At 75.0% G+C, this 13425-nt stretch carries 12 protein-coding genes; 4 read left to right on the forward strand and 8 right to left on the reverse strand.

What is annotated here, in order from left to right:
- Nucleotides 1-73 precede the first annotated feature (73 nt).
- Both ACWHYA_RS03250 and ACWHYA_RS03255 read left to right on the forward strand, forming a co-directional pair.
- Nucleotides 74-1924 (forward strand): sunset domain-containing protein, encoded by a 1851-nt coding sequence (locus ACWHYA_RS03250; RefSeq protein ID WP_425938957.1) that lies wholly within the window; start codon nt 74-76, stop codon nt 1922-1924.
- A 440-nt stretch (nt 1925-2364) separates the two neighbouring features.
- Nucleotides 2365-3759, forward strand: coding sequence for a C40 family peptidase (locus ACWHYA_RS03255; RefSeq protein ID WP_425938955.1), 1395 nt, complete (start codon nt 2365-2367; stop codon nt 3757-3759).
- Nucleotides 3760-3887: 128 nt separating this feature from the next.
- On the opposite strand, the gene pyrE is transcribed toward ACWHYA_RS03255, so the two are convergent.
- From pyrE to ACWHYA_RS03270, 3 genes are read right to left on the reverse strand one after another with little or no spacing between them, the layout of a single operon-like run.
- Nucleotides 3888-4436, reverse strand: coding sequence for an orotate phosphoribosyltransferase (pyrE, locus tag ACWHYA_RS03260; protein ID WP_425938953.1), 549 nt, complete (start codon nt 4434-4436; stop codon nt 3888-3890).
- Between the two features lie 9 nt (nt 4437-4445).
- Complete coding sequence (locus tag ACWHYA_RS03265; RefSeq protein WP_425938952.1) at nt 4446-5777, reverse strand: glycoside hydrolase family 15; 1332 nt, start codon at nt 5775-5777, stop codon at nt 4446-4448.
- Entirely contained in the window at nt 5774-6586 is an 813-nt protein-coding gene (locus tag ACWHYA_RS03270; RefSeq protein WP_425938950.1) for an SDR family NAD(P)-dependent oxidoreductase, read from the reverse strand. Before ACWHYA_RS03270 ends, ACWHYA_RS03265 begins: the two co-directional genes overlap by 4 nt.
- 157 nt (nt 6587-6743) lie before the next feature.
- On the opposite strand from ACWHYA_RS03270, the gene ACWHYA_RS03275 reads away from it, so the two are divergent.
- Both ACWHYA_RS03275 and ACWHYA_RS03280 read left to right on the forward strand, forming a co-directional pair.
- Nucleotides 6744-7166, forward strand: coding sequence for an SRPBCC family protein (locus ACWHYA_RS03275; protein WP_425938948.1), 423 nt, complete (start codon nt 6744-6746; stop codon nt 7164-7166).
- Between the two features lie 61 nt (nt 7167-7227).
- Complete coding sequence (locus ACWHYA_RS03280; RefSeq protein WP_425938946.1) at nt 7228-8028, forward strand: exodeoxyribonuclease III; 801 nt, start codon at nt 7228-7230, stop codon at nt 8026-8028.
- 169 nt (nt 8029-8197) lie between these two features.
- Here the strand turns inward: ACWHYA_RS03280 and ACWHYA_RS03285 are convergent, their stop codons facing one another.
- The 5 genes from ACWHYA_RS03285 to pstB all read right to left on the reverse strand — a co-directional run bounded on the left by ACWHYA_RS03285 (nt 8198) and on the right by pstB (nt 13395).
- The gene (locus tag ACWHYA_RS03285; protein WP_425938944.1) at nt 8198-9424 is read right to left on the reverse strand and encodes an MFS transporter; all 1227 of its coding nucleotides are present in this window, start codon (nt 9422-9424) and stop codon (nt 8198-8200) included.
- On the reverse strand, nt 9421-10002 hold the full coding sequence (locus ACWHYA_RS03290) for an HhH-GPD-type base excision DNA repair protein (protein WP_425938942.1): 582 nt from the start codon (nt 10000-10002) through the stop codon (nt 9421-9423). Before ACWHYA_RS03290 ends, ACWHYA_RS03285 begins: the two co-directional genes overlap by 4 nt.
- Nucleotides 9999-11813, reverse strand: a complete 1815-nt coding sequence (locus ACWHYA_RS03295; protein WP_425938941.1) for an MFS transporter — start codon at nt 11811-11813, stop codon at nt 9999-10001. The genes ACWHYA_RS03290 and ACWHYA_RS03295 overlap by 4 nt, the downstream gene beginning before the upstream one ends.
- Before the next feature lies 1 nt (nt 11814).
- A complete protein-coding gene (locus ACWHYA_RS03300; protein WP_425938939.1) occupies nt 11815-12543 on the reverse strand; it encodes an LppX_LprAFG lipoprotein in 729 nt (242 codons plus the stop codon).
- A 72-nt stretch (nt 12544-12615) separates the two neighbouring features.
- Nucleotides 12616-13395 (reverse strand): phosphate ABC transporter ATP-binding protein PstB, encoded by a 780-nt coding sequence (gene pstB / locus ACWHYA_RS03305; protein ID WP_425938937.1) that lies wholly within the window; start codon nt 13393-13395, stop codon nt 12616-12618.
- Nucleotides 13396-13425 lie beyond the last annotated feature (30 nt).

Raw genomic sequence — 13425 nt, forward strand, 5'->3', positions numbered from 1 at the left:
TGGACGCAGCGCCGCAACTCCTGCGGGTGCCTCGGACGCGGCCGTCCCCGGTCGCCACAGGGAGGAACGCCACATGAACGACACCACCAAGTGGATCATGATCGCTCTGCTGCTGCTGCTCATCGCGGCCGCCGTGATCGTGCTGCTGCGCTCGCCCGGCAAGGACCGCGACCGCGACCGCGACGGTGGGGACGACGCGGTCGCGGGGAGCGACCACGACCACGACCGCGTGTCGGGCCGTGAGGAGGGGCGCCTGGCCGGTGCACCGGAGCGGGGCGTGTACGACCAGGAGGCAGACCTGCGCGAGGGTGCGGACCTGCGCGAGGGTGCGGACCGCCCCGTCGCCCACGACCGGGGCGTCGGTCACGAGCAGGCCGGTGCGGCCCCCGTGGTCGGGGGCGACGTCGTCGGGGACCACGACGTGACGGCGGCCCCGGCGGAGCCGTCGACCTACGACCGTGCAGCCGGTGCCGACGCGACGACCGTCGACGAGGAGCCCGTGGTCCACGAGGCGCCCTCCCAGGAGCCGCCGGCCAGCGCCGCGACCGGTGCCGACACGATGGCCGACGACCGGGACGGCTCCACGACAGACGACCGGGACGGCTCCGCGGTCGAGGACCGAGGCGGCTCCACCGTCGACGACGTCGCCACCGACGACAGCCTCACCTACGCCGAGGACATCGGGGCGACGACCGGCCCGGACGCCGCGGCGGACCGGGACGCCACGGTGGACGAGGCCGTCGCGGCCGAGCCCTACCAGCCGGCTGCCGGGGCCTACGAGGGCGGCGAGCCCGGGACCTACGCCGGAGAGAGCTACCGTCCCGACGACGAGGGGCCCGACGCGACGGGAAGCCTCGTCGACCAGCACCCCACCGAGGAGCTCACGGCCGGTGAGACCGAGGGGTACGGCGGGCCCGCGGCGGTCGCCGACACCACCCCGGCCGACGAGCCGGCCGTGACGGACGTGACGGCCGACGCCCCAGCCACGGACACCGGTGACGGCGCGGGCGGGGACGACGACCGGCTGAGCCAGGCCGCCAGGATCGGGGCCCTGGGGGCCGCCGGTGGAGCAGCGGCCGGGGCGGCCGCCCGGAACACCGATGAGGACGCCGCTGCGGACAGCGGGGATGCCGAGCACGCCCGGGACGCTGAGCACGCCAGGGACCTTGAGCACGCCAGGGACCTTGAGCACGCCGGGGACGTCGAGCACGCCGGGGACACGGGGACGTCCGCCGCGGCCGGGTACGGCGCCACCGCGGCCCGGCCGTTGAGCGACGAGGAGGTGTCCGACGGAGCCCGCCAGGAGCCGCTGGCGACGACCGACCAGGAGCAGCCGGACGGCGTCACCACCTCCGCGGGCCACGACGAGCCGCTGACGGCGGACGAGGTGCTGCGGGCCTCCGACGAGGACCGTGACGTCTCGCAGGACCAGACCTCCCAGGACCGGGCCTTCTCCCAGGACCAGACCCCCGAGACGACGACCGGGGCGACCGCGGCCGGAGCCCGGGGAGCCGGGTACGAGACGGGCGAGGACACGGACGCCGGGGTCGTCAGGGACACCGTCGAGGACCGCCGTACGGAGGACGACAGCACCCTGACCAGTGCCGACGGCACCGACGTGGTCCACGCCGACGAGGGGCGCACGGCCGTGGCGGGCGACGAGGACGCGACCACGGTCGACGCCGGTGCCACGCCCGAGGCGTCACCGGTGTTCGCGGAGTCGGTGTACGGCCCCGGGTCGGCGGACCCCCTGGACGACGGGACCGGCCCCGCGGGCTGGGAGGTCAAGGGCAACGTGGGCTCGATGCTCTTCCACACCACCGACTCGCCCAGCTACGACGCCGTCCGGGCCGAGGTCTGGTTCGAGAGCGAGGAGGCCGCCCGGAACGCCGGCTTCGCGCACTGGGACCGCCGACGCCGCTGACCCTCCGACGCTCGAGGCCCCGTCGACCCGGTCGGCGGGGCCTCTGCGCGTCGCGGCGCGACCTCGAGAGCGAGGACAGCGAGGAGCGGGGCGACCGCGGGGAGCCGATGCACGGCTGCGCCCCCAGCACCCCCAGCGTTCGCCCTGGTCACACGCGCACCGTGTCCGCTGCGACCCTCGAAACGCCTGTGACGGGCGGGAATTCGCAGTCCGCCGGAGTCACACCGGTGTGATATTCGGGCTGACCTGCGGCTTCACCCCTTCGGTTGTGACCAACATCACAAAGTTACATGCTTGTGGTTCCCAGGAAAACCATACTCGCGCAGGTCAGCACAGGTTGACCCACGCTGGGGAACGGTTGTTCACTGCTCGTGCTCGCCCCCTCGAGCGGTTGTTGCCCCCCGACTGGTCCTTGTCCCCCGACCTAGATGGATAGCTCTATGACGACGCGCACGCGCAGCCTGTCCCGCACGCTGATCGCTGTCACCGCTGCGACCGCCCCGGTCGTGGCCCTGGCCCCCACCGCACAGGCCGCGCCTGCGCCCCAGGTGCCGCGGACCCCGCTGCCCCCGGCGCTGCCGACCACCCCGCTCCCCACGGTCCCGCTGACCCCCTCGACCGACGACCCCGCCACCGTCGCCCGCTGGGTCAGCGTGCCGGTGGCCAACGTCCGCTCCGGTCCGAGCCTCAGCAACGGGGTCGTCACCACCAAGACCCTGGGGAACGCCGTGAGCGGCACCCTGACGTCCAACGGGTGGTTGCGCATCAGCAGCACGCAGTACATGCACCCCTCGGTCCTCACCAGCACCGACCCCACCCCCACGACCTCGTCCTCCTCCTCGGTGACGATGTACATGGCCGCCGCGATCGGCAACGTCCGCTCCGGCCCCGGCCTGGGCTACCCGGTCGTCGCCACCATGCGCCAGGGCGCCGAGGTCCGCGGCAGCTGGACCAACGGCTGGCTCAACCTGGGCAACGGCCGGTTCGTCAGCGGCACGATCCTCACGGCGCAGGGCCCCTCGGCCCCGGCGGAGCCGGTGAGCTCCACCCAGGTGACCCGCTGGGTGAGCGTGCCCGCGGCCAACGTCCGCTCGGGCCCGTCCACGTCCTACTCCATCGTGGGTGCCCGCACCCAGGGTGCCGAGGTCACGGGGACGCTGGCCTCCAACGGCTGGCTCCGGATGAGCAGCACCCAGTACATGGCCCCGTCGGTCCTCACCGACCGGGACCCCGGTGGCGCACCGGCCCCGGCCCCGGCCCCCGCCGAGACCGTCACCCAGTACGTCACCGCGGCGATCGGCAACGTCCGCTCCGGCCCCGGCCTGAACTACTCGGTGGTGACCACCATGCGCCAGGGCACCGAGGTCCGCGGCAGCTGGACCAACGGCTGGCTCGACCTGGGCAACGGTCGCTTCATCAGCGGGACCATCCTGACGTCCACCGCGCCGTCGGCCTCGACCCCGGCCCCCGCCCCCGCCCCCGCGCCGTCGACCCCGATCCGGTCGGCGCTGATGGACACCGCGGCGGACTACGTGGGCTACCCCTACGTGCTCTACGGCACGCCCCCGAACGCCTTCGACTGCTCGTCCTACACCTGGTGGGTCTACAAGCAGAACGGCATCAGCATCCCGCGGACGGTCCGCGACCAGCGCACCGTCGTCACCCCGGTCACCGACCCCCAGCCCGGTGACCTGGTCTTCTACAACAACTTCTACCACGTGGGCATCTACGCCGGGAACGGCATGATCTACGAGGCGATGAACCCCTCCACCGGTGTGATCTACCACAAGATGTGGGACCACGACGTCTGGTACGGCCGGGTCCCCGGCGTCTGACCCGTCCCGGACGCGCACGCGAGCGGGCCCCTGCACCCGGGGAAGGTGCAGGGGCCCGCTCGCGTCCTGGGGTGCCGCCCTGTCCGGGGCGGGGCCCTCCGTCCCCGTCCGGAACGGCGGGGCCCCCGTCAGGGAGTGGACAGTCCCAGGTCCTCGAGGCCGAACGCGGCGCGGTAGTCCAGCCCCTCCTGCTCCAGCCGCTCCCGCGCCCCGCTCGCCCGGTCGACGATGACGGCGACGGCCACGACCTCGGCCCCGGCCTGGCGGCAGGCCTCGACCGCCGCGAGGGGGGACCCGCCGGTGGTGGACGTGTCCTCCACGACCAGCACCCGCCGGCCGCGCACCGAGGGACCCTCGATGCGCTGCTGCAGGCCGTGGGCCTTCTCGCTCTTGCGCACGACGAAGGCGTCCAGCCGCCGCCCGCGGGCCGCGCCGGCGTGCAGCATCGCGGTGGCCACCGGGTCCGCACCCATGGTCAGCCCGCCGACGGCGTCCAGCTCCAGGTCCTCGACCAGGTCGAGCATGACCTCGCCGACCAGGGGTGCGGCCTCCCCGTGCAGGGTGACGCGGCGCAGGTCCACGTAGTAGTCGGCCTCCCGGCCCGAGGACAGGGTCACCCGGCCGTGCACCACGGCCAGGTCGGACACGAGCTGCAGCAGGCGGTCACGGGGCGTCATGCCCGCACCCTACCGACGCTCGACGGCCAGCAGGACCAGCGCCGCGGTCCACGCCAGGGGGGCGACGGCGGCCGGTGAGCCGTCGTGCAGCACCTTCTCCGGCAGGGCGCCCGTCGCCGTCCGGTGCCGGTCCAGCCAGTCCAGCCACCGGTCGGCCTCCTCGTGCCGACCCGCGCCCCGGGCGGCGAGCGCCTGCAAGGCGGTCTGAGGGGTCCAGGAGATCCCGTCCCGGCGCCACCCCGCCCCCGGCGCCATACCTCCCGCCGGACGGGCCTGCTGCCGCTGCGCCCGCTGCCGAGCCGTCTCGGCGCCGGCCACCGGCTCCTCGACGAACGGTGGGAGGAGGAAGGTCACGGCCGCGTCCGGACGACCACCGACGTGCCGCGGGTAGTGCGGGCCGAACGCCTCGACGATCCGGGCCCGCAGCTCCGCAGCCGCCGGCCCGAGCGCCTGCGGGTCGACCCGCGCCGCCGCCCAGGCCTCCGGCGGCACCCGCCCGTCCTCCGCGAGGGCCGCGGCCGCCTCCAGTCCCATGAGCGCGGTCGCGGCCACCCCGAGGGTGAGCCGCTCCTCGGGACGCTCCCAGTAGTCGGGCGAGGGACGGGGCAGCCCGGTCCGCGGGTCGACCCGGTCCAGCAGCCGGGCCGCGGACCGGGTGACCAGGTCGGCGAGCAGGACCGAGGGGTCGCCGCCCGGGTCCTCCCCGGCCTCCTCCGCGAGCACGCGGACGGCCCACAGCGCCCAGCCGGGCCCGTCCTCCTGGGGGAGCCTGCCGTCGGGGACCTCGCCCGAGCCGTCCGGCCGGTAGCGCGCCTGGAACGACCCGTCCGGCGCCTGGAGGTCCTGCAGGTGCAGGAGCACCTCCAGCGCGTCCTCCTCGTGGCCGGTGCGGGCCAGGGCTGCGGCGACGAAGGAGGCGTCGCGCGGCCAGACGAACCGCCAGGCCGGGGAGGCTCCGGCGAGGACGGCCCCGGGGGTGGTGCCCTCCGGGCCGGTGAGGGTATGCAGATCCCGCAGCGCCGCGCGCGCCATCGCCCCGTGCGGATGGTCGGGGGACGGCTGCCAGCCACCCGCGCTCCGGACCTGGTCCCGGGCCGCCCGCGCCGCCAGGAGCGACACCTCGAGCCAGCGGTCCTCGGGGGGACCGGTCAGCGCGAGGTGGGTCGGTCCGCCCGGGCCGGTCGCCCCGGTGGGGACGGCGACGAGGGCGCCACGGACGTCGCGGACCACGCCCTCCTGGTGCAGCGGCACCTGACGGTGGGCCTCCTGCCAGACGAGGGCGCCGCCGGCGGGCAGGACGAGCGCCAGCAGGCCGGCCAGCGCCCGGCCCCCGCGGGTCACCCCGCCGGGCCCTCCGTCGTGCCACCCGTCGCGCCACCGCTGGTGCGGCGCCGGGCCGCGAGCGCACCGGCCGCCCTCCGGGTCAGACCGCGCGGAGCCACCCGGAGCACCCCCACGATCGCCTGGTAGGTCAGGGACGGCACCGAGACGACCCGACCCCTCGCCACGTCCTCCAGCGCGGTGCGCACCACGTCCGGGGCCTGGAGCCACAGGGCGTCGGGCAACCGGGACATGTTCATCTCCGCGCGCTGGTGGAACTCGGTGTGCACGAACCCCGGGCACAGTGCGGTCACCGTGACCCCGTGGGGCGCCAGCTCGGTGGCGAGCGCCTCGGAGAGGACGGTCACGTAGGACTTGATGGCCGAGTAGTGACCCATCACCGCGAACGAGGCCACCGAGGAGACGTTGAGCACGGCTCCGTGGCCGCGGCTGCGCATCGCCCCGCCCGCGGCGTGCGACAGGACCATGACCGCGCGGACCATGACGTCCAGGGCCCGCTCCTCCTCGGCCAGGTCCCCACGGACGAAACCTCGGCGCGAGCCGAAGCCGGCGTTGTTGACCAGCAGGTCGACCGGCCGGTCCGGATCGGCCACCCGGGCGGCCACCCCGTGCAGCTGCTCCCGGTCCGCCAGGTCGGCGACGAGCACCTCGATCCCGACTCCGTGGGCGGAGGCCAGCTCCTCGGCGGCCGTCTCCAGGCGGCCCCTGTCCCGGGCCACGAGCACCAGGTCGTGGCCCCGCCCTGCCAGCTGCCGTGCGAACTCCAGCCCCAGCCCGGACGAGGCTCCCGTCACCAGTGCGGTTCCCATGGGCGACAGCGTAGGCGAGGGCACGCCGCGTCCCGTCCCTCTCCGCACGTCAGGCACCCCCCGGCCCGTCCCTCCCCGCACGTCAGGCACCCCCCGGCCCGTCCCTCCCCGCACGTCAGGCACCCCCCGGCCCGTCCCTCCCCGCTAGGCTCCACCCGTGGCCCGCCCCTTCTTCGAGCTCGACCTGCTCGTCCCCGGCTCCCCGGAGGAGGTCTGGACGCGGTTGTGGGACCTGGACCGCCACACCCGGGCCGTCCCGCTCACCGCGGTGCAGGGGCCGCCACCGCGACCGGGCTCGACCTTCGTCGCCCGGACGGCCGTGGGTCCCGTGGGCTTCGACGACGTCATGGAGGTCCGGGAGTGGGACCCGCCGCACCGGGCCGTCGTCGTCAAGGTGGGCCGTGTCGTGCGCGGGCGGATCGAGGCCCGGCTCACCCCGGACGGGGCCGGCCGCACGCGCGTGCGGTGGCGCCAGGAGGTGGGCGCCGCCGGGGTGCCACGGCCCCTGGCCCGGCTGGCCGTCCCGGCCGTGGCCGCCGGCTACCGGCGGTCGCTGCGGCGGATCCTCGAGGTTCCGTAGGCCGTCGGTGGGCCGCCGGTGGGCCGCCGGTGGGCGCCGCCCCGCCGACTAGGGTGGCCCCGTGCGTATCGCAACCTGGAACTGCAACTCGATCCGCTCCCGCGTCGACCGGGCGGTGGCTTTCCTGGAGCGTCACGACGTCGACGTGCTCGCCCTGCAGGAGACCAAGTGCAAGGACGAGCAGTTCCCCCACCTGCCGTTCGAGGCCGCCGGCTACGAGGTCGCGCACGTCGGGTACCACCAGTGGAACGGCGTGGCCGTCGTCTCCCGGGTGGGCCTGGAGGACGTCCAGGTCGGGTTCGAGGGCATGCCGACCTGGGGCGAGGGCCAGGAGGCGACCACCGAGGCCCGGGCGATCTCCGCGGTGGCCGGCGGGGTCCGGGTGTGGTCCCTCTACGTGCCCAACGGTCGCAGCCTGGACGACCCCCACCTGCTCTACAAGCTGGACTGGCTGGCCGCCCTGCGCGAGGCGGGCGAGGCCTGGCTCGCCGAGGAGCCGGGGGCCCAGATCGCCCTCACGGGGGACTGGAACATCGCCCCGACGGACGAGGACGTGTGGTCCGTCGAGCACTACCTGGGCCGCACCCACACCTCGGCGGCGGAGCGGGCCGCCTTCTCCGCCGTCGTGGACGCCGGCTACACGGACGTCGTCCGGCCCCACGCCCCCGGACCGGGCACCTACACCTACTGGGACTACACCCAGCTGGCCTTCCCCAAGCGCCGCGGGATGCGGATCGACTTCTGCCTCGCGTCCCCGGCCCTGTCCGCCCGGGTGGACGGGGCGTTCATCGACCGCGAGGAGCGCAAGGGCAAGGGCGCCAGCGACCACGCCCCGGTGGTCGTCGACCTGACAGACGCGTGAGGACACGGAGCGCAGCGCAGCGAGCACCGGCCCGGACCGCGTCGCGGAAGGTCGACGGAGAGCACGACCTGACAGACGCGTGAGGACACGGAGCGCAGCGCAGCGAGCACCGGCCCGGACCGCGTCGCGGAAGGTCGACAGTGAGCACGACCTGACCGACGCGTGAGGGTCAGCGTCGGCGGGTGCCCAGCAGCGCCAGCGGCAGCGTCAGCAGACAGATGGCCGCGGTGAGCCCCATCCCGGTGCCGAAGCCGGCCCCGACGGCGACCCACCCCACCAGGAGTGCGCCGCTGGCCGTCCCGGTGTCGAAGCCGGCGTTCCACACGGCGCTGGCCGCACCCACCCGGCGCGGGCCGGCGGCGGCGAAGGCCTGCAGCATGGTGAGGTTCTGCAGCGCCCCGTAGCTGACCCCCACCAGGCCGGTGGCCACCACCCAGGGCAGCACCTGGGCGGCCTGGACCGGCTCGCGCACCAGCAGGGCGACGCCGGCCAGCGAGGCAGCCGCCAGGAGCACGAAGGGCCACACCAGCCGGTCGATCGGCACCCGGTCGCTGAGGCCGCCGATCCGCCACCGGGTGACCGAGGTCGCCAGCCCCATGGCGAACAGCCCCAGCGCGCCCAGCCACGGCACGGCGACCAGCTGCGGGGCGAAGGTGATGATGGCCCCGCCGGCCAGCGTCACCGCAAGCAGCACGAACGTCGGCGGCAGCAGGGCCAGGTAGGTCCTCGCCCCGGCGGGAGCACCGGTCACCTCGGGGTGGCGCGGGTCGTGCGTCGAGCGGTCCGGCAGGTGCCGGGCCAGGACGACGGCGGCCGGCACCCCGGCCAGCGGCAGCGCCCCGATCCAGAAGGCCGGCGCGAAGCCCACCGCCTGGGACACCCAGCCGCCCAGGGGCATGAGCAGCACGTTGGGCACCGACAACGAGAGCGAGTAGGCCCCGACCGCCGCGCCCCGGCGGGCGCCGTCCACGAGGAGCACGGCCGCCGCGCTGCCCGCCACCGTCAGCACGCCGAAGCCGGCGCCGCGCACGGCGGAGAGCAGCAGCGTGACGAGCAGGTCGCCGCTGAGCAGGTGCAGCACCGAGGGCAGCCCCATCAGCAGCAGCCCGCCACCGAGGACCTTGCCCCACCCCCACCGGCCGATCGCCCCGGGCACGGCGAACTGGGTGGCCACGGTGGACCCCAGGAGCACGAAGTTGACCAGCCCCGCACCGGCGCTGTCCGAGCCGGCCTCGACCACCCACAGCGGCGCCACGGGGAGGAGCACCGCATACCCGGAGAACCCGGTGAAGGCGACGACGGCCAGGGCGAGCATGCCCGGCACCGCCCAGATGCCGCCGCGGGTGCCGGAGCGGTCGGGCAGGGGCTCGGCGGGGCCCGGGCGGGGGCCCGTCACCCGCGCCCGGCCCGGGCGGCCGCCTTCTTCTCCTTCTTCCAGGAGCGCACCTTCTGCAGGGACCCCTCGTCGGTGACGTCGGCGATCGACATGTGCACGCCCTCGCGCCCGTAGTCCCCCGCCGCCTCGCGCCAGCCCTCGGCGGTCAGGCCGCGCTGCTTGCCGAGCAGGGCCAGGAAGATCCGCGCCTTCTGGTCGCCGAAGCCGGGCAGCGCCTTCAGCCGCCGCAGGACCTCCCGGCCGTGAGGGTCGCCACGCGTCCAGATCGCCTCCGCGTCCCCGTCGTGGTCCCGCACCACCGCGGCGGCCAGGTCGTGCACCCGCTGCCCCATCGACCGGGGGAAGCGGTGGACGGCCGGCGGGGTCGAGCACAGGGCGACGAACTCCTCCGGGTCGGTGGACGCGATCGTGGCCGGGTCGACCGAGCCCAGCCGCTCGGCGATCTTGCGTGGTCCGTCGAAGGCCACCTCCATGGGGATCTGCTGGTCCAGCAGCATCCCGGTGAGCAGGGCGAACGGGTGCTCGGTGAGGATCCGGTCGGCCTCGGGGTCGCCGACGAGGTGGAGGGGCTGACTCATGGTCTCGATGGTATGCCGTGCTCCCGGCCCCCGCGGAGCGGCGGCGCGGACCCTGGGGATCCGTGCGACGCGGGGGGCGCGGACTCCGGAGCGGCCGGACCGTCCTCTCCGGCGTCCCCGACGGGCCGCATCCCCAGGGTGAGGGCGACCACGGCACCCAGCGCCGCGGCCAGCCCGGCACCGGTGAGGACGGTCTGGACCTGCACGACGGCGGCGTCGAGCAGCGCGTCGGCGTCGCTCGGGTCGCTCAGCCCGGCCACCTCCTGGTGGAAGCGGCGCAGCCCCCAGGTGGTGAGGAGCGCCAGGCCGAGCACCATCCCCACCATCCGGGCGACGACAACGAGGGAGCTGACGGTCCCGTGTCCGTCGGCCCGGGCGTCCGCCAGCGCGGCGTCGTTGACGGGGGCGATCGCCAGGCCCACGCCCAGGCCGGCCCCCACGAGCGGCAGCGTCGTGGCCACCACGTCCTCCAGGCTCCCCCGGTCCCACCGGGCCATCGCCAGCACCGAGACGGCAGCCAGGGCCAGCGCCGGGGCGGCCACGACCGCGGGGCCGACGCGCCGCAGCAGCCAGCCGCCCAGGACCGCCCCCACCGGTACCGCGACAAGGAAGCGCACGAGCACCAGCGCGGCGTCCGTCTCGTCGGTGCCCTGGGTCAGGCGGGACAGGAGCGGCACGTCGACGACGACCGCGACGATCGCGGCCCCGACGAGCAGGCTGGACAGCAGCGCGGGCCAGACCCGGCGCCGCACCACGCCGCGGGGGACCAGCGGGGACGCGGCGGTGCGCTGCCGCAGCACGGACCCGGCGACGGCCAGCGCCCCGACCGGGAGCAGCCACCGGCCCCACGGGCCGAGGACCTCGCTGCCGGGGTCGGCGGTGGAGAAGGTCAGCACGAGCGACCCGAGGGCGACCGCCACGAGCGCTGCCCCAGGCAGGTCGGCCCGCAGCAGCAGCGGGAGCCACCGGCGGGCGGTGAGGGCGCCCAGCACCACCCAGGCGGTGGCCGCCGACGCCCCGACGGGCGTGAGCACCCGCGAGCCCGAGGCGGGGTCGAAGGGCACGAACGGGCCGCCCAGGGCGACCGAGCTCGTCAGGGCCTCCGGAGCCCACAGCGCCAGCGCGGACAGCACGGCGGCGACCAGGGTCAGCAGGCCGACGACGGCGCGCCGGAGACGGCGTCCGTCGGCAGGACGGCTCCGGCCGGGCGGACCGAGCCGCCACACCCCGACGAGGCACACCGTGCCCAGGACGACGTTGAGCCAGAAGATCGCCCGCCAGTCGGCGACCACGAGCACGAGCGCACCCAGCAGCGGACCGAGCACCGCCCCCAGCTCCTGGACGCCGCCGACGACGCCGAGCGGCACCCCCCGGCGGCCGGGCGGCCACAGGTCGGCCACGAGGGCCAGGGTAGCCGGCACCAGACCACCTCCGCCCAGCCCCTGCAGGAACCGTCCACCCACCATCACGGGCAGCTCGACGGAGACGGCGGTCACGGCCGAGCCCACGACGAGCACGACGAGGCACCACAGCAGGATCCGCCGGCGGTCGACCAGGTCGGAGAGCCGGCCGATGAGGGGCAGCACGGCGACGTAGCCGAGGAGGAAACCCGAGATGATCGGCGTCCCCCGCTGCAACGACTCGATCCCCACCCCGACACCGGCCATCATGTCGGTCAGCGCCAGGACGACGACGTAGGTGTCGGCCGCCGCGAGCGCCACCGCGGCGGCCGCGACGCCCAGCAGCAGGCGGGCCTGCCGGTCGGGCCCCCGGGAGGGGTGGTCGCCGGCCGCCCGTCGACCGAGCTCCACCTCAGGGCCTGGTGACGGTGACCGGCTCGCCGTAGCCGTCGAGCGTGAGGGCGTAGGTCGAGGTGGCCGGGGGGTAGAACGGTCCGCTGATCTCGACCGTGCGCAGCTCCCACGACTCCTCGACCAGCCCGTAGACGACGTCGAAGACGCCCTCCTCGTCACCGGCGCCCAGCAGGCCGACCACCTCCTCGCCCGGCAGCGTCCCCTCCACGAGCTGCAGGAGCTCCTCCCCGGCCCGGGTCCGCTCCCCCAGCGCCGGGTCCTCGGTCTGCTCGAGCAGCCCGGCCAGGCCCGTCCCCGGGTCCAGGAGCGTCGCCGGGTCCGGCACTCCGAGCTCCTCGGGGTCGCTGAGCACGTAGCTCGGGGCGAACGGCAGCTGGACCCACAGCTCACCGTCGGTGGCGATCGTGGGCACCTCGGCCTGCACGCCGGACATCCGCACGGTGATGGTGCCGTCGAAGGCGGGCGGCTCGGTCGTCCCGGCGCCCTGGGCCGAGACGACGTAGCTGGGCTCGTCCTCGGGCAGGTCGGTGCCGGTCAGCCCCAGCTGCACGCTCCCCGCCCCGGCGAGGGCGTCCCGCGCCTGGGCGAGCCGGTCCTGCGCCGTGGGGGGCGCCGCCGAGGTCGCTCCCGCCCCGTCCGAGGACCCGTCGCACCCCGTGAGCAGCACGAGGGCACCCAGGACCAGGGGGAGCACCACCGGGGTATGCCGTGTGCCGCCGTGCCTCATCCGTCGCCTCCCGCTCGCGCCGTCCGACCGTTCCGGCCGTTCGCGCCAGTATCCACCCTGCGGGAGGACCCGTCAGCCGAAGCGGCCCGAGATGTAGTCCTCGGTCGCCTTCTTGCTGGGGTTGTTGAAGATCGTCTGCGTGCTGTCGTACTCGACGAGCTCGCCGGGCTGCCCGGTGGCCTTGAGGTTGAAGAAACCGGTCTTGTCCGAGACCCGCGCCGCCTGCTGCATGTTGTGGGTCACGATGACGACCGTGTAGTCGGTCTTCAGGTCGCTGATGAGGTCCTCGATGGCCAGGGTCGAGATCGGGTCCAGGGCCGAGCAGGGCTCGTCCATGAGGATGACCTCGGGCTGGATGGCGATGGCCCGGGCGATGCACAGCCGCTGCTGCTGGCCGCCGGACAGACCGGCGCCGGGCTTGTCGAGGCGGTCCTTGACCTCGTTCCACAGGTTGGCGCCGCGCAGGGCCCCCTCGGCGAGCTCGTCCGCCGCCCGGCCCGACATCCGCCGGGAGTTCAACCGCAGCCCGGCCAGGACGTTCTCCTTGATGGACATCGTGGGGAAGGGGTTCGGCCGCTGGAACACCATGCCGACCTGCCGGCGCACGTCCACCGGGTCGACCCCCTTGGCGTACAGGTTCTGCCCGTCGATGAGGACCTCCCCGTCCACCCGGGCACCGGGGATGACCTCGTGCATCCGGTTGAGGGTGCGCAGGAAGGTCGACTTCCCGCAGCCGGACGGGCCGATGAAGGCGGTCACCGAGCGTGGCTCGATGGTCATCGTCACGTCCTTGACGGCGTGGAAGTCCCCGTAGTAGATGTCGAGGTCGTTGACGTCGATGCGCTTGGACACGAAGGTTCTCTCTTCCGACGTAGGTCAGCG

Source organism: Ornithinimicrobium carbonis (assembly GCF_977012275.1).